Source organism: Rhodoplanes azumiensis, from assembly GCF_042682915.1.
Classification (GTDB): Bacteria; Pseudomonadota; Alphaproteobacteria; order Rhizobiales; family Xanthobacteraceae; genus Rhodoplanes; species Rhodoplanes azumiensis.
Genome location: NZ_JBHUIW010000042.1, coordinates 1 through 22,935 on the forward strand (window position 1 = coordinate 1; position 22,935 = coordinate 22,935).

18 protein-coding genes are annotated in these 22,935 nt (G+C 70.3%); 8 read left to right on the top strand and 10 right to left on the bottom strand.

All coding sequences use genetic code 11. The features are described 5' to 3' along the window. The first annotated feature begins 20 nt into the window (after window positions 1-20). A complete protein-coding gene (locus ACFSOX_RS22640) occupies window positions 21-299 on the top strand; it encodes a hypothetical protein (RefSeq protein ID WP_378480096.1) in 279 nt (92 codons plus the stop codon). Here ACFSOX_RS22640 and ubiG read toward each other — a convergent pair. Beyond that, the gene (gene ubiG / locus ACFSOX_RS22645) at window positions 269-1,021 is read right to left on the bottom strand and encodes a bifunctional 2-polyprenyl-6-hydroxyphenol methylase/3-demethylubiquinol 3-O-methyltransferase UbiG (RefSeq protein WP_378480097.1); all 753 of its coding nucleotides are present in this window, start codon (window positions 1,019-1,021) and stop codon (window positions 269-271) included. The genes ACFSOX_RS22640 and ubiG overlap by 31 nt on opposite strands. Before the next feature lie 270 nt (window positions 1,022-1,291). Here ubiG and ACFSOX_RS22650 point away from each other — a divergent pair, with 270 nt between their 5' ends. The 6 genes from ACFSOX_RS22650 to ACFSOX_RS22675 all read left to right on the top strand — a co-directional run bounded on the left by ACFSOX_RS22650 (window position 1,292) and on the right by ACFSOX_RS22675 (window position 8,388). Next, the gene (locus ACFSOX_RS22650) at window positions 1,292-2,542 is read left to right on the top strand and encodes an aspartate kinase (protein ID WP_378480098.1); all 1,251 of its coding nucleotides are present in this window, start codon (window positions 1,292-1,294) and stop codon (window positions 2,540-2,542) included. Window positions 2,543-2,794: 252 nt separating this feature from the next. Then, complete coding sequence (ptsP, locus tag ACFSOX_RS22655; RefSeq protein ID WP_378480099.1) at window positions 2,795-5,062, top strand: phosphoenolpyruvate--protein phosphotransferase; 2,268 nt, start codon at window positions 2,795-2,797, stop codon at window positions 5,060-5,062. 9 nt (window positions 5,063-5,071) lie between these two features. Beyond that, window positions 5,072-6,151: a peptide chain release factor 1 gene (gene prfA / locus ACFSOX_RS22660; protein ID WP_378480100.1), complete on the top strand. Its 1,080-nt coding sequence runs from the start codon at window positions 5,072-5,074 to the stop codon at window positions 6,149-6,151. A gap of 28 nt (window positions 6,152-6,179) precedes the next feature. Next, the gene (locus tag ACFSOX_RS22665; protein WP_378480101.1) at window positions 6,180-6,365 is read left to right on the top strand and encodes a hypothetical protein; all 186 of its coding nucleotides are present in this window, start codon (window positions 6,180-6,182) and stop codon (window positions 6,363-6,365) included. Further along, a complete protein-coding gene (gene prmC, locus ACFSOX_RS22670) occupies window positions 6,353-7,240 on the top strand; it encodes a peptide chain release factor N(5)-glutamine methyltransferase (protein ID WP_378480102.1) in 888 nt (295 codons plus the stop codon). Before ACFSOX_RS22665 ends, prmC begins: the two co-directional genes overlap by 13 nt. Window positions 7,241-7,707: 467 nt before the next feature. Then, window positions 7,708-8,388 (top strand): DUF4167 domain-containing protein, encoded by a 681-nt coding sequence (locus ACFSOX_RS22675; protein ID WP_378480103.1) that lies wholly within the window; start codon window positions 7,708-7,710, stop codon window positions 8,386-8,388. A gap of 139 nt (window positions 8,389-8,527) precedes the next feature. Here ACFSOX_RS22675 and glgX read toward each other — a convergent pair whose 3' ends face one another. Further along, window positions 8,528-10,723 (bottom strand): glycogen debranching protein GlgX, encoded by a 2,196-nt coding sequence (gene glgX / locus ACFSOX_RS22680; RefSeq protein WP_378480104.1) that lies wholly within the window; start codon window positions 10,721-10,723, stop codon window positions 8,528-8,530. 336 nt (window positions 10,724-11,059) lie between these two features. Between glgX and ACFSOX_RS22685 the strand changes: the two genes are divergently transcribed. Next, complete coding sequence (locus ACFSOX_RS22685; RefSeq protein WP_378480105.1) at window positions 11,060-13,105, top strand: AI-2E family transporter; 2,046 nt, start codon at window positions 11,060-11,062, stop codon at window positions 13,103-13,105. 3 nt (window positions 13,106-13,108) lie between these two features. Here the strand turns inward: ACFSOX_RS22685 and ACFSOX_RS22690 are convergent, their stop codons facing one another. The 8 genes from ACFSOX_RS22690 to ACFSOX_RS22725 all read right to left on the bottom strand — a co-directional run bounded on the left by ACFSOX_RS22690 (window position 13,109) and on the right by ACFSOX_RS22725 (window position 22,760). After that, complete coding sequence (locus ACFSOX_RS22690) at window positions 13,109-14,677, bottom strand: TRAP transporter large permease (protein WP_378480106.1); 1,569 nt, start codon at window positions 14,675-14,677, stop codon at window positions 13,109-13,111. Between the two features lie 2 nt (window positions 14,678-14,679). Continuing rightward, complete coding sequence (locus ACFSOX_RS22695) at window positions 14,680-15,276, bottom strand: TRAP transporter small permease subunit (RefSeq protein ID WP_378480107.1); 597 nt, start codon at window positions 15,274-15,276, stop codon at window positions 14,680-14,682. A gap of 68 nt (window positions 15,277-15,344) precedes the next feature. Next, a complete protein-coding gene (locus tag ACFSOX_RS22700; RefSeq protein WP_378480108.1) occupies window positions 15,345-17,351 on the bottom strand; it encodes an amidohydrolase in 2,007 nt (668 codons plus the stop codon). A gap of 352 nt (window positions 17,352-17,703) precedes the next feature. Further along, window positions 17,704-18,585, bottom strand: coding sequence for a polysaccharide deacetylase family protein (locus ACFSOX_RS22705; RefSeq protein ID WP_378480109.1), 882 nt, complete (start codon window positions 18,583-18,585; stop codon window positions 17,704-17,706). A gap of 150 nt (window positions 18,586-18,735) precedes the next feature. After that, window positions 18,736-19,704, bottom strand: coding sequence for an L-histidine N(alpha)-methyltransferase (gene egtD / locus ACFSOX_RS22710; protein WP_378480110.1), 969 nt, complete (start codon window positions 19,702-19,704; stop codon window positions 18,736-18,738). A gap of 49 nt (window positions 19,705-19,753) precedes the next feature. Next, the gene (gene egtB, locus ACFSOX_RS22715) at window positions 19,754-20,944 is read right to left on the bottom strand and encodes an ergothioneine biosynthesis protein EgtB (protein WP_378480113.1); all 1,191 of its coding nucleotides are present in this window, start codon (window positions 20,942-20,944) and stop codon (window positions 19,754-19,756) included. Window positions 20,945-21,258: 314 nt separating this feature from the next. Further along, window positions 21,259-22,023, bottom strand: a complete 765-nt coding sequence (locus tag ACFSOX_RS22720; RefSeq protein ID WP_378480111.1) for an ABC transporter ATP-binding protein — start codon at window positions 22,021-22,023, stop codon at window positions 21,259-21,261. Continuing rightward, a complete protein-coding gene (locus ACFSOX_RS22725) occupies window positions 22,011-22,760 on the bottom strand; it encodes an ABC transporter permease (protein WP_378480112.1) in 750 nt (249 codons plus the stop codon). Before ACFSOX_RS22725 ends, ACFSOX_RS22720 begins: the two co-directional genes overlap by 13 nt. Between the last annotated feature and the right edge of the window lie 175 nt (window positions 22,761-22,935).

A 22,935-nucleotide genomic window follows, 5' to 3' on the forward strand; every position in this document is an offset into this window, starting at 1 on the left:
CAAAGTGAGGAACTCAGGGGATGCGCCATCGCGCCGAGGCGGCGGCGGCCCGTGATGACGCTTATATGCCCGCCCCCGGATCAGGAGTCAACACCCTCGGGACGATTTCGTTCGATTTTGTCCATCCCCTTGGTCAGATTATCGAATTCCGGAACGGCGAGGCCGGCCGGTCGGTGGAGCGGGCGGCAGGCCTCGATTTCTCGGCTAGCCCGGGACGCTCGACGACTGCGGCCGCCGCGACCGGCCGGACCGCGCGCCGGGTTTTCGATCAGGCCGGTTTCTCCGCCGAAATCATGTAGTTGACATCCATGTCCCGGGTCAGCTGCCAGCGGTCGGCCAGAACGTTGTACATCACCCCGCTCTCGCCGGAGACCGCCAGGCCGGCCGCCTCGAGCGCAGCTTCGAGCTCCTGCGGGGTGACGAACTTGTCCCACTGATGCGTCCCGACCGGCAGCCAGCGCAGCACGTATTCGGCCCCGACGATCGCCAGCGCCCAGCTCTTGAGGGTGCGATTGAGGGTCGCCGCGACCATCAGGCCACCCGGCTTCACCATGCCGGCGCACACCGAGACGAACAGCGGCACGTCGGTGACGTGCTCGACGACCTCCATGGCCAGCACGATGTCGAAGGTCTCGCCGGCGGCGGCGAGCGTCTCGGCCGTGGTGTTGCGGTAGTCGATCGACAGCCCGCTCTGCGCCGCGTGCAGCTTCGCCACCTCGATGTTGGTCGTCGCCGGGTCGGCCCCGACCACCGAGGCGCCGAGGCGCGCCAGCGGCTCGGAGAGAATCCCGCCACCGCAGCCGATGTCGAGGATGCGCAGATCGGCGAGGCAATCGATGCGGCGCGGATCGCGGCCGAATCGCGCGCAGGCCGCCTCCTTCACCCAGCCGACCCGGACCGGATTGAACTTGTGCAGCGTGGCCATCTTGCCGCGCGGATCCCACCAGGTGCGGGCGATCGCCTCGAATCGGGCGACCTCGGCCGCGTCGACCGTGGTGGATCTGTCGAGATCGATGCTCATTCGGAATTCCGTCTGCCTGTGTTCGGTCCGTCCGCGGCCGTCGTCGCGACCGGGGCGGAGGTGACGGCGCCTGCTCGGGCGGCGCCTCTTCGAAAAAATCCGGCTCGACGCAGCCCGTTCGCCGGAGGGCTGCCCTGCGGTCGCCCCGTTGCCATCGCGGGGCACCGCCGTTATGTATACGCGCCTTTTTCGCGCCGGGATCAGGGCGATGCAAGCCTCGCGCAGCGAGCCGCCCGGCGCCGTCGATTGTCGAAGGACGACCCACCCGTCATGGCGCGCCTCGTGATGAAGTTCGGCGGCAGCTCCGTCGCCGATATCGACCGCATCCAGAACGTCGCCCGGCACGTCAAGCGCGAGGTCGACGCCGGCCACGAGGTCGCCGTCGTGGTCTCCGCCATGGCCGGCGCGACCAACCAGCTCGTCAAGTTCTGCCGCGACATCGCGGTGCTGCACGACCAGGCCGAATACGACGCCGTGGTCGCCTCGGGCGAGCAGGTGACCTCGGGGCTCCTGGCCATCGCGTTGCAGACGCTCGGGATTCCGGCACGCTCCTGGCAGGGCTGGCAGATTCCGCTGGAGACCTCCGACCAGCACGGCTCGGCCCGCATCACCGCCATCGACGGTGCGCCGCTGATCGCCGGCTTCGCGGCCGGGCAGGTCGCCGTGATCGCCGGCTTCCAGGGCATCCATCGCGAGACCGGCCGGATCACCACGCTCGGGCGCGGCGGCTCGGACACCTCGGCCGTGGCGCTCGCCGCTGCCGTCCACGCCGACCGCTGCGACATCTACACCGACGTCGACGGCGTCTACACGACCGATCCGCGGGTGGTGCCCAAGGCCCGCCGCCTCGACAGGATCGCCTTCGAGGAGATGCTGGAGATGGCCTCGCTCGGGGCCAAGGTCATGCAGGTGCGCTCGATCGAGCTGGGCATGACCCACAATGTCCGCATCTTCGTGCGGTCGAGCTTCGACAAGCCGGAGGACATCGATCCGCACCGGCCCCCTCCCGGAACCCTGATTTGCGACGAGTCCGAGATCATGGAACACGAGGTCGTCACCGGCATCGCCTTCTCCAGGGACGAGGCGCAGATTTCGGTGCGCAGCGTCGAGGACAAGCCCGGCGTCGCCGCCGCCATCTTCGGCCCGCTGTCCGACGCCAACATCAACGTCGACATGATCGTCCAGAACGTGTCGGCCGACGGCAAGACCACGGACCTCACCTTCACGGTCACGGCCGCCGACTTCGAGCGCGCCAAGGACACGATCGAGAAGGCGCGCGCCGCCATCGGCTTCGCCCGGCTCGACACCGCGACCGACGTGTCGAAGATCTCGGTCATCGGGATCGGCATGCGCAGCCATGCCGGCGTCGCGGCTTCCGCGTTCCGGGCGCTCGCCGACCGCGGCGTGAACATCCGGGCCATCACCACGTCCGAGATCAAGTTCTCGCTGCTGATCGACTCGGCCTTCACCGAGCTCGCGGTGCGCACGCTCCATACGCTCTACGGCCTCGACAAGGCCTGAGCCGCGACGCCGAGCCCGGCCGCCCGGTCGGCGGCCGGACACCGATCGGAAATGCCGCCCGGACAAGACGTTGCACAACGGGGGCGCGACCCGGGGCCGGCACGCGCTTTCGCTTGCAGCCGCCGCCGCGCATTCGCTATGACCGTTGCCGGAATCGATCTTCCGGCCCGCCCCGGCGCGATTCCCGTCCCGGACCCGGACCATCCTCGTCCGGCCGGCCCTTGTGACGCGACCCTTTAAGGATCTCACGCGATGCGCGGTGCGCTGGGCGGTCCGCGCGTGCTGTTACGGCGCCTCCGCGAGGTCATGGCGGAGCCGGTCAGCGCGCAGGAACGCCTCGACAAGATCGTGGTGCTGATCGCCGCGAACATGGTCGCGGAGGTGTGCTCCGTCTATGTTCTGCGCGTCGACGGCACGCTCGAGCTGTACGCTACCGAAGGCCTGAACCGGCAGGCCGTCCACCTCACCGTGATGCGCTCGGACGAAGGCCTGGTCGGCCTGGTCGCCACCGAGGCGAGCCCGATCAACCTCAACGACGCGCAGGCGCATCCGGCCTTCTCGTACCGGCCGGAGACCGGCGAGGAGATCTACCGCTCGTTCCTGGGCGTGCCGATCCTGCGCGCCGGCAACACGTTGGGCGTTCTCGTCGTCCAGAACCGCGCGCGAAGAACCTATTCCGAGGAAGAGGTCGAGGCGCTCCAGACCACCGCGATGGTGCTGGCCGAGATGATCGCCTCGGGCGAGCTCACCTCGCTGGCCCAGCCCGGCGCCGAGCCGGCGGTGCGCCGCCCGGTCCACGTGTCGGGCGCCGCGCTCACCGACGCCATCGCGCTCGGCCATGTGGTGCTGCACGAGCCGCGCGTCGTCATCACCAACTTCATCGCCGACGACGTCCAGAAGGAGCTGCGCCGGCTCGGCGTCGCGATCGAGACGCTGCGGGCCGAGCTCGACCTGATGCTGGAGAGCGGCGAGGTGGCGGAGGGCGGCGAGCACCGCGACGTGCTCGAAGCCTATCGCATGTTCGCCCACGACCGCGGCTGGGTGCACAAGCTGGAGGAGGCGGTGATCACCGGCCTCACCGCCGAGGCCGCGGTCGAGCGCGTGCAGTCCGACACCCGCGCCCGCATGCTGCGCCAGACGGACCCTTACCTGCGCGAGCGGCTGCACGACTTCGACGACCTCGCCCATCGCCTGCAGCGGCAGCTGCTCGGCTACGACCACGCGCCGACTCGCGACAAGCTGCCCGAGCACGCCGTCATCGTGGCGCGCTCGATGGGCCCGGCGGCGCTGCTCGACTACGACCGCAACCGCCTGCGCGGCCTCGTGCTGGAGGAAGGCGGCCCGAACTCGCACGTGGCGATCGTCGCCCGCGCACTCGGCATCGCCGCGGTCGGCGAGGTGCCGAACGCGACCGGCCTCGCCGATCCGGGCGACGCCGTCATCGTCGACGGCGTCACCGGCGACGTCCACATCCGCCCGACCCCCGACATGGAGGCGGCCTATGTGGAGCGGGTGCGGCTGCGTGCCCGCCGCCAACTCCAGTATCTCAGCCTGCGCGACAAGCCGGCCGTCACCAAGGACGGCCAGCCGGTCACGCTGATGATCAATGCCGGCCTGCCGATCGACCTGCCGCACCTCGCCGAGACGGGCGCGGTCGGCATCGGCCTGTTCCGCACCGAGCTGCAGTTCATGGTGGCGGCGCAATTCCCGCGCACCAGCGAGCAGCTCGCGCTCTATCGCAACGTGCTCGACGCCGCCGCCGGCAAGCCGGTGGTGTTCCGCACGCTCGACATCGGCGGCGACAAGGTGCTGCCCTACATGCGCAACTACGAGGAGGAGAACCCGGCGCTGGGCTGGCGGGCGATCCGCCTCGGCCTCGACCGACCGGGCCTCCTGCGCAGCCAGGTTCGCGCCATGCTGCGCGCCGCCTCGGGCCGCGAGCTGCGCATCATGTTCCCGATGATCGCCGCCGTGCACGAGTTCGACGAGGCGAAAGGCCTGGTGGAGCGCGAGCTGACCCATCTGCGCCGGCACGGCCACCGCCTGCCCGAGCGCGTCGAGGTCGGCACCATGCTGGAAGTGCCGGCACTGCTGTTCCAGCTCGACGAGCTTCTGGAGCGCGTCGATTTCCTGTCGGTCGGCTCCAACGACCTCCTGCAGTTCCTGTTCGCGGCCGATCGCGGCAATGCCCGCGTCGCCAACCGCTTCGATCCGTTGTCCGTGCCGGTGCTGCGCGTCCTCAAGCTGATCGTCGACCGCGCGAACGCGCACGGCAAGTCGGTCACGCTGTGCGGCGAGCTCGCCTCCAAGCCGATCGGCGCGCTCGCGCTCATCGCCATCGGCTTCCGCGCCTTCTCGCTGCTGCCCTCCGCGGTCGGCCCCGTGAAGGCGATGCTGCTCGACCTCGACGCCGGCAAGGTCGAACGCCTGGTCGCCTCGCTGATGGCGCTGCCGCTCGGCAGCGCCTCGGTGCGCGCCAAGCTCACCGCCTTCGCCGAGGCCGAAGGCCTGTCCCTCTGAGGCTTCACGATGCTGCCGCAAGCGAAGCTCGACGCCCTGGTGACGCGCCACGCCGCGCTCCAGGCGGAGCTCGCCGGAAAGCTCGCACCCGACGCCTTCGCCAGGCTGTCGCGCGAATTGTCCGAGCTCGATCCGATCGTCGAGACGATCACCCGCTACAAGGCGCTGCTGCGCGAGATCGACGACGTCGACGCGATCGCCGACGATCCCGGCAGCGACGCCGAGATGCGCCGCATCGCGGCCGACGAGAAGGCCGCGCTCGAAGCCGCGAAGCAGCAGCTCGAGGCCGACATCCGCCTGGCGCTCATCCCCAAGGACGCGATGGACGAGCGCAACGTCATCCTCGAGATCCGCGCCGGCACGGGCGGTGACGAGGCGGCGCTGTTCGCCGGCGACCTGTTCCGCATGTACGAGCGCTATGCGAGCCTGCGCGGCTGGAAGACCGAGATCCTGTCGGCCAGCGACGGCACCATGGGCGGCTACAAGGAGATCGTCGCCGAGATCCGCGGTGCCGGCGCCTTCGCGCGGCTGAAGTTCGAATCGGGCGTCCACCGGGTGCAGCGCGTGCCCGACACCGAGGCGTCCGGCCGCATCCACACCTCGGCCGCGACCGTCGCGGTGCTGCCCGAGGTGGAGGACGTCGACGTCGCGATCGACGACAAGGATCTCGAGATCGACACCATGCGGTCGAGCGGCGCCGGCGGCCAACACGTCAACAAGACCGAATCGGCGATCCGGGTGAAGCACGTGCCGAGCGGCATCGTCGTCTTCGTCCAGGAGGAGCGCTCGCAGCACCGGAATCGCGCCAAGGCGATGGCGATGCTGCGGGCGCGGCTCTACGACCAGGAGCAGCAGAAGCGCGAAGCGGCGCGCGCCGCCGAGCGGCGCGGCCAGGTCGGCTCCGGCGACCGCTCGGAGCGCATCCGCACCTACAACTTCCCGCAGGGGCGCGTCACCGACCATCGCATCAACCTGACCCTCTACAAGCTGCCGCAGGTGATGGAAGGCGAGGCGCTCGGCGAGATCGTCGACGCCCTCGTGACCGAGCACAATGCGGCGCTGCTCGCCGCCGAGGCCGGCGCGGCGTGAGGCTCCGGCGAACGACAGGGAGACGGTCGTGACTCTGCACAAGCCGCGCTTTCCGCTGCGCTGGCGGCACCGTCTCCTGCGGATGATGAAGCCGCGGACCCTCCAGGGCGTTTCGATCCAGATGGTGCTGGCGACCGCCCTGCTGATCGCGGCGCTTTCCTGGTCCGGATATCTCGGACGGCTCCATCAGCTGCTCGCCGGATGGATCGGGTGATCGTCGCCGCCGGCAGCACGGTCGCGGCGGCGCGCCAGGCCGTCGCGACGGCACTGCGGGCCGGGTCGCTCGACACGCCGGATCTCGACGCGCGGCTTCTCGTCGGCCATGCGCTCGGGCTCGATCACGCCGGCCTCGCGAGCGCCGCCGACCGAATGCTGACTGCGGCCGAGGCCGATCACGTGAATGTGCTCGCGAGGCGCCGGCTCGCCCGCGAGCCGGTGGCGCGCATCCTCGGCCACAAGGAGTTCTGGAGCCTGCCGCTCGTCGTGACGCCCGACGTGCTCGATCCGCGTCCCGACACCGAGACCGTGGTGACGGCGGCGCTCGCCGCGATCGACGCCTCCGGCGAGCGGCGGGCGGCACGGCGCATCGCCGATCTCGGCACCGGCTCCGGCGCATTGCTGCTCGCGCTGCTGCGCGAGCTTCCCGGCGCGCTCGGCATCGGCACGGATACCAGCATCGCAGCGCTCGCGGTCGCGCGCGAGAATGCGGGCCGGCTCGGCCTGTCGCAGCGCGCGCGCTTCGTCGCCTGCGACTACGGCAGCGCGCTCGCCGGCGGGCTCGATCTCGTCGTCTCCAATCCACCCTACATCCCGACCGCCGACATCGCCGCGCTCGACCCCGAGGTGCGCGACTTCGATCCGCGCGCCGCGCTCGACGGCGGCCCGGACGGGCTCGCCGCCTACCGGGCGATCGCGGCCGACGCCGCGCGCCTGCTCGCACCGGGCGGCACGCTCGTGGTGGAGGTCGGGTATGATCAGGCGGCCGTCGTCGCGGCCCTGTTCGACACCGCGGGCCTAGTCCGGAGCGGTGGTCCATATCAGGACTTTTCCGGACACTTTCGTGCCGTCATGGCACACCGGCAAACCTGATATACAAATTTGAAAGTCTTTCCCAAACGCCGACAAAAAAGAGCTTGATTCCGTAGCGGGAACGACTAGGTTCCGCTTACGGAATCGACCTGGGTCGGTTTGAGCTGCTGCAGAGGACGCCCGGAGCGTAGGCTCGGCGAGGCACGCAGCGGAGGCAGTCACCAAAATCCGTCGAAACAGGGTTGGTGCTGCGCTACTCGGGATCGAACACTTCAGCGGCTTGGGCGTGGGCTTCGATCGCACTCCGGAAGCCCCGCGAGCATCGTGAGAGGTTGGCAGCGCCGCAGACGTGCTGCGGTCACAAGCTGAGCCATCGGAAGGACTTGCGGCGTGACCCCCGTCGGCGCGCCGGGGCATCGGCTGCGCGCGGTTGCAGACCGGTGTCGGTCGGCCGTCGGCCGATCGATGCAACCATTGATCTAACCGGCGGTGGACCCGCCGCAATCAGAGGTGGCCAAAAGCCGATCATGAGAAACGGTCAGAACAAGCGCATGCGGGGCCGCAACCGCAAGAGCCACAATCCCCTCACCCGGGTCTACGAGTCCAACGGCCCCGACGTGAAGATCCGCGGCACCGCCTCGCACATCGCCGAGAAGTACATGCAGCTCGCACGCGACGCGCAGTCCTCCGGCGATCCGGTTTCGGCCGAGAACTATTTCCAGCATGCCGAGCATTATTTCCGGCTGATCGCGACGGCGAACGAGCAGTTCCGCCCCGAGCGGCCGTTCTTCCGCGGCGAGGGCGCCGCCGATTCCCGCGACGACATGTACGACGACGATGGCGACGATCAGCCGAGCCTGCCGGGCACCGGCGAGCAGCCGACCTTCGGAACCCGCGATCCGCAGCCCTATCTGCCGCGCGACGCGCAGTTCTTCACGCCCCGCGAGCAGCCCTATGCGCGCCAGCCGCAGCCGGCGACCACCGACGAGGGCATCGATCGCCTGCCGTCCTTCGTGACCGGCGCGCCGGCGCCGCAGCAGCAGGCAGCGCAGAATTTCGGTCAGAACGGCTTCGAGGGCCAGAGCGGCCCGGGCGGCGCCGATCGCTTCCCGCTGCATCGCCGACGCCGGCGCCATCGTGGCACCCGCGGCGAAGGCGCACCGGCGACCGAGTCGAGCGACGACGGCTCCGCGCCGTCGCAAGAGTGAGCCGCAGGAGTGAGCCGCGCTTCGTGTCGGCTCGCGCGCTGCTCGTCTCGTCCGACGAAAACGCCGCCACCCTCGAGGTGACGGCGTTTTTTCTTGATGTTTGGAGGGCGGGCGCACGGAGCTCCGCCGCGCCCTCCCCTCACCGCCGCCGGGCCGGCAGCAGCCGGAGCAGCAACAGCGAGCGCGCCGTCACCTCGTAGTCGTGCCCGAAGTCGAAGCGCTCGAGATCGTCCTCCTCCCAATCGACCGTCTCGACATTGGTGTCGATCAGACGCAGCCAGCCGCGCCCGCCCGCGACCTCCGGCAGCGTGAACTTCACCGGGATCTCGGCGGCGTTGACGATCAGCAGCATGGTCGCGTCGTGGCCTAGCCGGCGGATGCCGGTCTCCTGGGCGCGCCCGTCGAAGATCACGCCCATGCACTTGGCGTAGGGGTCGTCCCACTGCTCGGATCCCATCTCCGTGCCGGCCGGCGTCAGCCAGGTCACGTCGCGGATGCCGAGCGCCTCGTTCCACTCGCCGGTGAGGAAGCGGTTGCGGCGCAGGATCGCATAGTCCCGGCGGATGGCGATGACGCGCGCCGTGAAGTCGAGGAGCGCCCGCCCGTCCGGCGTGAGATTCCAGTCGACCCAGCTGATCTCGTTGTCCTGGCAGTAGGCGTTGTTGTTGCCGTGCTGGGTGCGGCCGAACTCGTCGCCAGCCGTGATCATCGGCGTGCCCTGGCTGAGCAGCAGGGTCGCCAGCAGATTGCGCTTCTGGCGCTCGCGCAGCACCTTGATGCCGGGATCGTCGGTCGGGCCTTCGGTGCCGTGGTTCCAGGTGTAGTTGGCGTTGTGGCCGTCGCGGTTGTCCTCGCCGTTGGCCTCGTTGTGCTTGTCGTTGTAGCTGACGACGTCGTTCAGCGTGAAGCCGTCGTGCGCCGTGATGAAGTTGACGCTCGCCCACGGCTTGCGGCCGCGCCGGTTGAACAGGTCGCCCGAGCCGGTGAGCCGGGTGGCGAACTCGGCCAGCTGGCCTTCGTCGCCCTTCCAGAACTTGCGCATCGTGTCGCGATAGCGGTCGTTCCACTCCGCCCAGCCGGGCGGGAAGCGGCCGACCTGATAGCCGCCGGGTCCGCAGTCCCACGGCTCGGTGATCAGCTTCACCGAGGAGAGCACCGGATCCTGCCGGCACGAATCGAGGAAGCCGCCGCCCTCGTCGAAGCCGTAGGGCTCGCGCGCCAGGATGGTGCCGAGATCGAAGCGGAAGCCGTCGACCCGCATCTCCTCGACCCAGTAGCGCAGCGAATCGGTGATCATCTGCAGCACCCGCTGATGCGAGAGGTTCAGCGTGTTGCCGGTGCCGGTGTCGTTGATGTAGTAGCGCGGCTGGTCGGGCAACAGGCGATAATAGGCGGCGTTGTCGATGCCCTTGAACGACAGCGTCGGGCCGCGCTCGTTGCCTTCGGCCGTGTGATTGTAGACGACGTCGAGGATCACCTCGATGCCGGCATCGTTGAGTCGCGCCACCATCTCCTTGAACTCGGCGAAGGCGAAATCCGGCACGGCGGCGTAGCGGCGCGCCGGTGCGAAGAACGCGATGGTGTTGTAGCCCCAGTAGTTCACCAGGCCCTTCTCGGTGAGATACGTGTCGTCGACGAAGGTGTGGATCGGCAGGAGCTCGACCGCGGTGACGCCGAGGTCGCGCAGATGCCGGATCACGCTCGGCTGGCAGAGGCCCCGGAAGGTGCCGCGCAGCGGCTCCGGCACGTCGGGATGCAGCTTGGTGAAGCCCTTGACGTGCATCTCGTAGACGATGGTGCGATCCCACGGCACCTTGGGCGAGCGCACGTCGCCCCAGGTGAAGGCCGGATCGACGACACGGCCCTTCAGATTGTTCGGCGCGCTGTCGCGCTCGTCGAACGTGGTGTCGTCGCCGCTCTCGAGCTGATAGCCGAACAGCTCGGGCCCCCACTTGATCTGGCCGAACACCGCCTTGGCGTAAGGGTCGAGCACGAGCTTGTTGGGATTGAAGCGATGGCCGTTCTGCGGCTCGTAGGGGCCGTGCACCCGGTAGCCGTAGATGGTGCCGGGCCGGGCGTCGGGCAGGAAGCCGTGCCACACCTCGTCGGTGAACTCCGGAAGCTCGATGCGCTCGAGCTCCGTCTCGCCGGCGTCGTCGAACAGGCAGAGCTCGACCTTGGTGGCGTGCGCCGAGAACAGCGCGAAGTTGACACCGAGCCCGGTCCACGTGGCGCCGAGCGGATGCGGCGAGCCTTCGCGGATGCGCGACGCGCCGGAGCCGTTGCGCGGCTTCACCGGAATCGCCGCGGTCGGCGGGGTGACGTGCTGGGTCATCGCTTTCGGTCTCCACCGGAAGATCGAGGGCGTCCGGCGGCCCGGCGACGCACCGCCCTCCGCGGCCCCCTCGGGGCCGCGAGAGCGATTCGCGGCTGAACGCCAAGAAGATCGGACGCCGGCCGCAGCGGAGCATGATGATGCTCCCCGGCCGGCGTTTTTCAACCGGCTCGGTTCCGGAAAGTTCCATGCGGCGCACTCGCGGCGCGCCGGCCATCCCCGGACGCACGACCACCACGCACGACCCCACGGCACGGCGGCACCGTTTCGGATTCGGTGCGTTGTCTTGCGCGACGCCCTTCGGCTCTTCGGCCGCGGGCCACCAAGGAGCGAGACATGCCCGACCGTGTGGCCGACCGCCTGGCCGACCGCGCGCGCGGCGGCGCCCGTATCCCGCCGGCGGAGAGCCCGACGCTGGCGGAACTGCTGACGCTCGCGGTCGGCGTCGTGGTGGTCGTCGCGCTCTATCTGGGCCGCGACGTGCTGGTGCCGATCGCGCTCGCCGTGCTGCTCACCTTCGTGCTGGCGCCGCTGGTGCGGGCGCTGCGCTGGCTGCGGCTGGGGCGGGTGCCGGCCGTCATCGTCGCCGTCATCGTCGCGCTCGCCGTGATGTCGGCGATCGGTGCCGTGATCGCCAGCCAGATCGCCAGCTTCGCCCAGGATCTGCCGCGCTACGAGACGACCATCCGCGACAAGGTCGAGGTGGTGCGCGACCAGACGCTCGGCCGGGTGACGCGGCTGATCGCGCAGCTCGAGCACATGCGCCCCGACCCTCCGGGCGAGACCAGGGAGACCGCCGGCGCGCCCGAGGCCGCGCCGCAGGAGCAGAGCGGCCAGAAGCCCGTACAGAGCGGCAAGCAGAACGGCGGAGACACGGCGCATCAGTCGCCGCTCGCCATCGCTCGTCAGTGGCTGTCGCCGGTGCTGAGCCCGCTCGCGACGCTCGGCATCGTGCTGGTCTTCGTGACCTTCATCCTGCTGCAGAAGGAGGATCTTCGGGATCGCTTCATCCGTCTGTTCGGCTCGCGCGATCTCCACCGCACCACCGTGGCCCTCAACGACGCCGGGCGGCGTCTCAGCACGTTCTTTCTCACGCAGCTCGCGCTCAACACCGGCTTCGGCGTGCTGGTGACGATCGGGCTCTGGTTCATCGGCCTGCCGAGTCCGATCCTGTGGGGCCTCGTCGCCGCCCTGTGCCGCTTCGTCCCTTATGTGGGGGCGTGGATCTCGACCCTGCTGCCGCTCGCCGTCGCGGCCGCGGTCGATCCCGGCTGGACGATGTTCTTCTGGGTGCTGGCGCTGTTCCTCGCGACCGAGCCGCTGCTGGGACAAGTGATCGAGCCGCTCGCCTACGGTCACTCGACCGGCCTGTCACCCGTCTCGGTGCTGATCGCCACCGTGTTCTGGACCTGGCTGTGGGGTCCGATCGGCCTCGTGCTGGCGACGCCGCTCACGCTCTGTCTCGTCGTGCTCGGCCGACACGTGGAACGGCTTGAATTTCTCGACGTGCTGCTCGGCGACCGGCCGGCCCTGACGGCGACCGAGACCTTCTACCAACGTATGCTCGCCGCCGATCCCGACGAGGTTCAGGAGCAAGCCGAAATCCTGCTGAAGACGCGATCGCTCTCCGCCTATTACGACGAGGTGGCGCTGCGTGGCCTCGCGTTGGCCGCCGAGGATTCCTCACGCGGCGTTCTCGGCCCCGGCCGCATCCGCGCCATCGCCGACGCCGTGACGGAGCTGGTCGAGGAGCTCGACGACTACGACGACCGCGCGCCGGCGCCGACCGTCGAGGGCGCGAGCCCCGTCGCGGTCGAGCGGGAGGACACGAACGACGCTCCCCCCGGCCGCTTCGCCCCGCCGCCGGAGGAGCGCACCGGCGTCTGGGCCTGTCCGGCGCCCGTGCTGTGCATCGCCGGCGCGACGCCGCTCGACGAGGCGGCGACCGCCATGCTGATGCAGTTGCTCGGCAAGCACGGGCTCGGCACCCGCGCGCTCGCGAGCGACCGCCTGTCGCGCACGCACGTCGCCGCCCTGGAACCGGACGGGATCGCCTTCGTCTGCATCTCGCTCGTCGATTCGACCGGCCATCTCGCCCGCACCCGTCATCTGATCCGGCGGCTGCGGCGTCAGCTTCCCGGCGTGCCGATCCTGGTCGGTCTGTGGCCGGAGCGCGACGACGCCGTCGAAGGCGAGAGCATCCGCGCCACCATGGGAGCCGATGCCTATGTCGCGTCGCTCACCGAAGCCGTCAACGTGTGCGTCGACGCCGCGGCGGCGACCGCATCGCCGCGGCCCGAGGCTGCCGCGGATCGTCCGCGACCCGACGGAGCGCGGACCGCCACGCCCGCGTCGTCGATGGCGCCGGCCGCGCCGGCGTGAGACTCAGCGCGGATACAAAATCCCCGGCAACCAGGTCGCGAGGCCGGGCACCACCCACAGGCCGACGAGCGCCAGGAGCTGGATCAGCACGAACGGGATCGCCCCGACATAGATGTGCGCCGTGGCGATCTCCTTCGGCGCGACGCCGCGCAGGAAGAACAGGGTCGGGCCGAGCGGGGGGTGGAGGTAGGAGGTCTGCAGGTTGAGCGCGATCATCACGGCGAGCCACACCGGATCGACGCCCGGGAGCTGCAGCAGCGCCGGCGCCACGATCGGCACGACGACGAAGATGATCTCGAAGGCGTCCATCACGAAGCCGAGCAGGAAGATCGCCAGCATCACGGTGAGCAGCGCGCCTGCGGTACCGCCCGGCAGGTCGGCGAGCGCGCCGTGGACGAGATCGTCGCCACCGAGCCCGCGGAAGACCAGGCTGAACAGCGTCGCCCCGATCAGGATGAGGAAGATCATGCTGGTGACCTCGGCCGTGCGGGCCAGCACCGGCACGAGGTACTTTTCACGATGGACGCGCAGCACGGGCCGCAGCAGCAGGGCCGCCGCTGCGATCAGCAACGCGGCCGGCACGAGGGCGACGGGATCGCCGGCGAGAAGGCGTCGCACGTCGAGGCCGCGCTCCGAGAGAAACCGCAGCGCGGCGATCACGGTCGCGATCAGGACGAGCCACGGCACCCAGGCGCGCGGATCGGGCCGCGCCGCGAGCAGCATCGCGCCGAAGGCCCCGACCGCGGCGGCCTCGGTCGGCGTCGCGAGCCCGCCGAGGATCGAGCCCAGCACCGCGACGATCAGCAGGATCGGTGCGACCAGGACGGCGAGCGTGCGGCGGACGAGCGCGAAGCCGCGCGGCGCATCCGGGTCCGGCGGGATCGGCGGCGAGGATTTCGGGGCGACGATCGCCACGCCGACCAGGAAGACGAGATAGAGGGCGACGAGCCCGAAGGCCGGCACGATGGCGCCGGCGAACAGGTCGGCGACCGTGACGGACTGGGGCGCGAAGTTGCCCTGGGCGAGCTGGGCCGCCTGATAGGCGTTGCTCATCTGGTCGCCGAGCAGAAGCAGAACGGTCGCGGGCGGGAAGATCTGGGCGAGCGTCGCGGTCGCCGCCACGGTGCCGGCGGCGAGGCGCTTGTCGTAGCCGTGCCGCAGCATGGTCGGCAGCACGATCAGGCCCATCGTCACCGTGGTGGCGCCGACGATGCCCTTGGCGGCGGCGAGCAGCACGCCGACGAACACGACCGCGACGGCGAGGCCGCCGCGAAACGCGCCGAACAGCCGGCCCATCGCCTCGAGCAGATCCTCGGCGACGCGCGAGCGCTCCAGCATCACGCCCATGAACACGAACAGCGGGATGGCGAGCAGCACCTCGTTGGTCATCACGCCGAAGATGCGCTGCGGCAGCGCGCCGAGGAGGCTGGGCGCCATCACGCCCAGGACATCGCCGATCGCGACGAAGATCAGCGCGACGCCGCCGAGCGTCAGCGCCACCGGAAAACCCGCCGGCAGCAGAGCCACGGCGGTGACGACCATGGCGATCGCGACGACTGTCTGGAGATCCATCGTCACACGTCTGCCGGGCCGACGACGTCGCCGTCGCGCAGCACCGCGAGCGCGCGACACAGCTGGGCGACGCCCTGAAAGAGCATCAGCGCGGCGAAGATCGGGATCAGCGTCTTGAGCAGGAACACCAGCGGCAGGCCGCTCGCCTCGCGCGAGCGCTCCATCAGGGCCCAGGAGCGCGCCGCATAAGGCACCGACAGCCACAGCAGCACGATCGCGAACGGCATCAGGAACACGAGCGTGCCGAGCGCGTCGACCCACGCTTTTCGTCGCGGCGCCATGGTCGCGTAGACGATGTCGACCCGGACATGGCCGCCGCGGGCGAGCGTGAAGGCCGCGGCGAGCAAGAACAGGCCGGCGTGGGCGTAGACGGCCGTCTCCTGCAGCCACAGCGAGCCGAGCCCCAGCGCGTAGCGCAGCAGCACGACGGCGAGCTGCACGACCACGACCACGAGCGCGCCCCAGGCCGCGAGGCGGAATATCGCGCCGGTGACGCGGTCGATCCCATCGGCGGCCGCCACCAGACCGCGGCCGGGCGACGCGCCGCGCGGTGCGGGTGACGGGAACAGCACGGGTGAAACGTAACCGGGACCGGACATGGCGCCTTATACGCCGGTCCGGCCCCGGGAATGAAGGGCCGCGCCGCGGGGCGCGGCCGCGCCGCGGCTCAGAGCAGACCGCAGCCGCAGCCGAGCGTCCAGCTGCGGCCGTCGGCGCCGACCACGGTCGGCATCGCGTCGGCGATCATCGCGGCCGCGAGCGCGCGACCGTCGTCGGGCCCCGCCTCGAGGCCCGCATAACGCGGCCCGAAGTCCACCGAGGCCTGGCGGCCGTAGCCGGCGTAGTGCTTGATCGGCAGCCAGTCGGGGGCGACCGCGAGCGCCGCCGGGGCGAGGCTCGCGAACGCTCCCTCGCCGTGGACGACCTTGCCGCCCACCATGGTCATGGCCGCGCTCATCTGCGAGATGCGGTTCTCGGGCACCGAGAAATAATCCTCGTTCAGCATCGCGATGTCGGCCCATTTGCCGACCGAGAGCGTGCCCTTCTTGTCCTCCTCGCGGGTGATCCAGGCGCCGTTCGCCGTGTAGGCCTTGAGCGCCTCCTCGCGGCTGAGCAGGTTGCGGTCCGAGGCATGGCGCAGCCCGCCGACCGTCTTGCCGGTGACCAGCCACTCGATGCCGACCCACGGATTGTGGCTCGCGGCGCGGTTGCCGTCGGTGCCGAGCGCATAGGGGATGCCCATCTCGCGGATGCGGGCGAAGGCCGGCGCGTCGGCGGCCGCCTCCATGCCCCACTTCTCGACATAGGCCTCGCCGTCGAGCGACATGCGGTTCTGGAGGCCGAGACTGCCGCCGAGCGCCTGCAGGCGCTCCAGCGAGCGCGCCGAGAGGCCCTCGCAGTGCTCGAGGCCCCAGCGCAGCTTGTCGACCGGCACCTCCTTGTGGACCTTCTCGACCACGCCGAGGATGCGCTGCGCCGTGAAGTCGAACGAGGCGTGCATGCGGAACGGCCAGCCGTTCTGCGCCACGAAGGTGAGAACCTCGGTGAGCTTCTCCTCCATGATCGGCGGCTGGCGGACCGGATCCTTGGCGAAGTTGGTGTTGTCGCCGGCCGCCCACACCGTGTACTCGCCGGCGCCGGAGAGCCGGAAGTAGTCGTCGCCCTCGTAGAGCTTGGCGGTGGCGAGCCAGCCCTTGTAGTCCTCGATCTCGCGGCCCGGCCGCTGCGCCATCAGCGTGTAGCCGATGCGCACGGTGAGCGCCTTGTCGGCGGCGAGCTTGGCGATCGCCTGATAGTGCTCGGGATAGTTCTGGCCGCCGCCGCCGGCGTCGATCAGGCTGGTCATGCCGAGCCGGTTCAGCTCGCGCATCATGTGGCGCGTCGAGGTGACCTGATCCTCGGGCGACAGCTTCGGAATCTTGCCGAACACCGACAGGAGGCTGACGAGGCTCGTGGTGGCGATCACCAGGCCGGTCGGCATGCCGCTGCCGTCGCGGGCGATCACGCCGCCGAACGGATCGGGGGTGTCGCGGTTCCAGCCGAGCGCCCGCAGGCCCGCCTTGTTGACGAAGCCGCGGTCGTAGAGGTGCATCACGTAGCAGGGCACGTCGCCGGTCGCCGCGTTGATCTCGGCGAGCGTCGGCAGCCGCTTCTCCTTGAACTGGTGCGGCGTCCAGCCGCCCATCACCTGCACCCAATGCGGCGCCGGGGTGCGGGCCGCCTGCTCCTTCAGCATCGCGAGCGCGAGCGCCAGCGAGGGCACGCCGTCCCAGCGGACCTCCTGCGAGTAGGTGAGGCCGCCGCGGATGAAGTGCGTGTGGGCGTCGTTGAGCCCCGGGATCACGGTGCGGCCGCCGGCGTCGACGATCGTCGTCGATGGCCCGCGGAACGCCTCGAGGTCACGCCGCGACCCGACGCCGACGATCTTGTCGCCCGCCACCGCGATCGCTTCCGCACGCGGCGTCTTGGGGTCGAGCGTCACGATCTTGGCGTTCTCGATGATGATGTCGGCCTTGCCGCCCGGCGCGGCGCTCTGCGCGACCGCGGCGACCGGCTCGATCACCCTGGCGGCCGCGTAGAGGCCGCCCATCACGGCCGCACCGCCCATGAAACGGCGTCGCGACAGCGAGGCCGCCGCGAATCCGAACGGTTTTGCTCCGCAGAACAGGCACATGTTTCCTCTCCCGAGTCGTCTTCGTTGCACGGACGCGAATGCGGGGCGCGTCCGTATTCGTTTGTTGGCGCGGAGAGTGCGTGAGCGCGGCGGCGCGGTCAACAGCGAGAATGCCGCGACGTGACAGATCACGATCGCCAGGGGCACGACAGGCCTGGATCGTGAAATGACGAAAGGCCCGCCGCGCGGACGCGACGGGCCGTTGCCGATCAGACCGGCGCCCGGCAGTTGTTCGGTCCTTCCGGGACGGTGCGGAGCACCGGACCCGGAATCCAGACACAAATCGCGAGATTGTCGCTGGATCCCGGGTTCGCGAGCCTTCGGCTCGCGCCCCGGAATGACGTCGCGCAGATCAGCCGGCGGTCTTCAGTACGTGCTCGGCGATCTCGGCGCGGGTCGCGACATGGACGTCGTCGCGCTCCATCACGGTCTTGACGATCGCCTCGTAGGCCCAGGCACCCGACGGACGGCCGAAGACGTGACAATGTGCCGTCACGTCGATCACCAACGCCTGGTCCTCGCTCGCCAGCACGTTCGCGAGGAGGTCGTCGAACATTGTAACAAAATCGCGCGGCGAGCGACCGAATCGCATCGCGTGCGGGAGATCGTTGATCTCCATGGTGAGCGGGATCGCGACGATGCGGCCGTTGTCGCAGGTTTGAATATAAGGCCGCTCATCGTCGAACACGTCGCCCTGCCACAGATAGCCGGCCTCGATCAGCAGACGCGAGCCGTCGCGCGACGGCGTGCCGCGCGGGCTGATCCAGCCGACCGGGCGCTTGCCGGAGACGCTCTCGATCGCCCGGGTGGTCTTGTCGATGTCGGCCTTCGCCTGCTCGACCGTCAGGGTCGCCGGGATCACGTCCTGGGCCCAGGCGTGGGCGACGATCTCGTGGCCCTCGTCCACCATGCGCTTGAGCACGGCGGGCGTCCGCTCGGCGAGCACGCCCGACGTCATCACGCTGGCGCGGGCCTTGTGCCGGCCGAGATTGCGCAGCAGGCGATCGATGCCGCGGGCGACGCCGTAATGGCCCCAGGACAGCGCGTTGGTGTCGAAGGCGCCGGCCGGCAGCGGGTTGCCCATCGGGCCGACGCCAGGCGCCTTGCCGTCCGACCAGGCCTCGTAAGCGAGGTTCAGGATGACGGCGACATGCCGGCCGCCGGGCCAGCGAAACGTCTTGTCGAGACGGGTGACGCGCGTGTCGCGCGCGACGAAGTCGAGCTCGGCGGACATGGGATCTCTTCGGTGGCGGGAAACGGGCGGCGGAACCAGGATGGTCGGGGGACTATAATCGCGCCCTGCCGCCCGTCCACCCCGCCCGCTGCATTGCTTCCGCGCCGTCCGGCCGCGCCGGTTCGCGATCCGAAACGCGATCGGTCGCGGTCAGTCCAGCGTCAGCGCGTGCACGGCGAACCACGCCTGCGGGTCCGTCCAGGTGGTAGCGACGCGCCAGCCGGCGCCGGCCGCCAGCGTGCGGAACAGCTCGGGCGTGTACTTGTAGCTGTTTTCGGTGTGGATGGTCTCGCCGCGGCGGAACTCGAAGCAGCGGCCGTCGACCCGCACGCGCTGGCGCGTCTTGCTGGCGAGATGCATCTCGATGCGATGCAGCTCGCGATTGTAGACGGCACGGTGCCAGAACGCGCCGAGATCGAAATTGGCGCCGAGCTCGCGGTTGATCCGGCGCAGCAGGTTGAGGTTGAACTCGGCCGTGACGCCGGCGGCGTCGTTGTAGGCGGCGACGAGAACGTCCGGATCCTTCACCAGGTCGACGCCGAGGATCAGCCGCGCCCCCGGCCCGAGCAGCGTCCCGGCATGGCGCAGGAAGGCGGTCGCCTCGTGCGGCTCGAAATTGCCGATGGTCGAGCCCGGAAAGAAGCCGACCTTCGGCCGCGCCGCGATCTCGGCCGGCAGCGGAAACGCCGCCATGACGTCGGCGACGACCGGCAACACCTGCAGGCCGGGAATCTCGCGCGACAGCCGCGCCGCCTGGCCAAGAAGGAACGTCTCGGAAATGTCGACCGGCACGAAGGCGTGCACCGGAGCGGCGCCGAGCAGGATGCGCACCTTGGTCAAGGCGCCGGCGCCGAACTCGACCAGGGCCGCATCCGACGGAATGAAGGCCGCGATCTCGGCCGCCCGCGCGGTCAGGATGCCGGTCTCGGTACGGGTCGGATAATACTCGGGCGTCCGCGTGATCGCCTCGAAGAGCTGCGAGCCGCGCTCGTCGTAGAAGTACTTGGGCGGGATGCTCTTCGGATCGGCCGAGAGGCCCGCGACGACGTCGGTGAGGAAGGCGCGATGCGTCGCATCGTCGACGGGAAGCGGATGCGGCAGGCGAACATGAGCGGTCATCGGGGATCCTCGATCGTCGATCCGGGGCGCGCGCGGCGACGCGCGCCGTTCAGGCCGGGAAACTCGCCAGCCGCACGCCGGTGAACTGCCAGCGCGCCGACGGCGGGAAGAAATTGCGGTAGGTGGTGCGGGCGTGGCCGGGCGGGGTGGCGAGCGAGGAGCCGCGCAGGACCATCTGGTTCACCATGAACTTGCCGTTGTACTCGCCGAGCGCACCGTCGGCGGCCCGGTAGGCCGGATAGGGCGCATACGCGCTGCGGGTCCACTGCCAGACAACGCCGAACGCATCGGCGAGTTCACCCGAGCGCGCCGCCACCTCCCACTCGAACTCGCTCGGCAGATGACGGCCGGCCCAGCGCGCGAAGGCGTCGGCCTCGTAGTAGCTGACGTGACAGACCGGCGCGGCGGGATCGACCGGCACGAGGCCGCCGAGCGTCATCACGTGCCAGCCTCCGTCGTGCTCGCGCCAGTGGCCCGGCGCCCGCCAGCCTTCCGCCTGAACGGCGGCAAAGCCGTCGGAGAGCCACAGGGCGGCGGTGTCGTAGCCGCCGTCGCGCATGAAGGCGAGCCAATCGTGGTTGGTGACGAGCCCGCGCTCGAGCGACACCGGGCCGACCAGCACGCGATGGGCCGGCCCCTCGTTGTCGTAGGCGAAGCCGCCGCCCTGATGACCGATCGTTTGGATCCCCTCCGGGATGATCAGCGTGCCGGGCGCCCGCGCCGCGGCACGCCACCGCCAGTCGGGATCGTAGGCCGGCAGGCACGGGTTCTCGGAGAAGGCGTGCAGGATGTCGGTGAGCAGGAGCTCCTGGTGCTGCTGCTCGTGGTTGAGGCCGATCTCGACGATTGTCGCGACCTCGGGCGCCAGCGCCGCCTCGTCGGCGAGCAGCGCGTCGACCGCCGCGTCGACATGCGCCCGGTAGGCCGTGACGGCCGCGACGTCGGGCCTCGTCACCATGCCGCGGCGCGGCCGCGCGTGCCGCGGCCCGGCGGCGACGTAGTAGGAGTTGAACAGGAAGGCGAAGCGCTCGTCGAAGCGCTGGTACCCGGGCGCATGCGGCTCCAGCAGGAACTGCTCGAAGAACCATGTCGTGTGGGCGCGATGCCACTTGGTCGGGCTCGCGTCCGGCATCGACTGGATCACCTGGTCCTCGGCCGACAGCGGTGCGACGAGCCGCTCGGTGTGCGACCGCACAGCCCGGAAGGCGGCGCGCAGGCCGGACGGACGTGCGGCGACCATCGCCGGCGCGTCGCGGGTCGTCGCGTCCGAGTGCAGGTCGAGGTTCGGGCGAGGTCGGGTCGAGGCGCCGCGGCGCGGCGTGACGGCCGTCGTGCTCATGCTGGTGTCCGATCGCGGGGGCGGGTCGTGGCCGGCCGGGCGCCGCGAGGCGAGCCCGATGCCGGTCGTTCACCAAGAACCCGCGCCGCACGCACGGGTTCCCACCCGCCGCCAGCCCGACGCCGGGTCTCCCTCCATCTAGGCGCGCGCCGCACATCCGTCACCGCACGCTGCGATCACCGGCGGACACGAGACGGTGATCGAGCCCCCCCCCGCTAGATGCCGGCGCCGCCGGCCACGTCCGCCTCCAGGTCGGCCCGCACGGCCCGGGCGATCTGCTGCAGGCCGTGGTCGGCGCGGCGGCGCGGGTGCGGCGCCGTGATCTCGTGCGTCGCGGCGATCCGGCCCGGCGCACCGGCCAGCACCACGACGCGGTCGGCCAGATACGTCGCCTCCTCGATGTCGTGGGTGACGAACAGGATGGTCTTGCCGGTCTTTGCGCGGATGCGGATCAGCTCGTCCTGCAGGCTTTCGCGCGTGATCGCGTCGAGGGCCGAGAAGGGCTCGTCCATCAGCAGCACGGCCGGATCGACCGCGAGCGCGCGGGCGAGCGAGATGCGCTGGCGCTGCCCACCGGAAAGCTGATGCGGCCAGCGCGCCACGAGATCGGCGAGGCCGACGACGTCGAGCGCCGCCGCGGCGCGCGTCCTTCGGTCGCCGCGCGGAACGTCGCGGTGCTCGAGCCCGAAGGCGACATTGTCGATGACGCGGCGCCACGGCATCAACCGCGCATCCTGGAACACCAGCGCCACCGGCCGGCGGCCGGGACCGGTGCCCGCCACCGTCACGGTGCCGGCCGAGGGCTTCGCCAGATCGGCGACCACGCGCAGCAGAGTCGACTTGCCCACACCCGACGGGCCGACGATCGCCAGGAACTCGCCGCGGCGGACGTCGAGATCGACGCCCTGCAGCACCTCGGTGTCCGTCCCGTCGCGGGAGAAGGTGAGCGACAGGCCACGCAGCGAAATCACGCTCTCCATCGCAGCAACCATCCCTGAAGCGCCACGAAGGCCGAGTCGACGAGGCCGTAGAGGCCCGCCATGGTGAGCATGTAGACGACGACGATGTCGGTCGCGAGCAGGCTCGACGCCTGCATCATCCGCTGGCCGAGGCCGAAGACACCGAAGATCTCGGCCGCCACCACGGCCATCCAGGCTTGGCCGAGCGCCGTGCGCAGGCCGACCAGGATGCCGGGCGTCGCGGCGGGCAGCAGCACCTTCACGAGACGCTGGAGACCCGAGCGGAACCCGAAGGCGTCCGCGAGCTCGATCAGATCACGATCGACGGCCCGCACCGCCCCGTGCGCGGCGAAGTAGACGATCCAGAACACCCCGACCGCGATGATGAAGACGGCGGCCTGCGGCGCGACGCCGAACCAGATGATGGCGAACGGCACCCAGGCGAGGCCGGGCACCGGGCGAAGCACGCGCACGATCCAAGCCGAGAAGCTCTCCGCCCCGCGATACATGCCGGTCAGCACGCCGAGCCCGACGCCGAGCGCCGCGCCGACCGCGAGGCCGATGGCGTAATGACCGAGGCTCGCCGCGATCGCCGAGAGCCAGACGCCCGACGACACCTCGCGCATGAACGCGGCCGGAATGACGCTCGGCGGCGGCAGGAAGGCCGGGTTGACGATCCCGAGCCGCGGCCCGGCCTCCCACACCGCCAGGAAAGCGGCGAGGCCGAGGGGAGGAAGGAGATATTTGGAGAGGCGCACGAACGGTACCGCGGCAAGGTTCGGATCGAACAGGCATCATCCTTCGTCATGGCCGGGCTCGTCCCGGCCATCCACGACCTTGCGGGCGGCAAATGCTGCAAGACGTGGATGCCCGGCACGAGGCCACGGCTGTCCGGCACGGATTGTGCTTTATGCGGCGAGCCTCGGTTGGTGG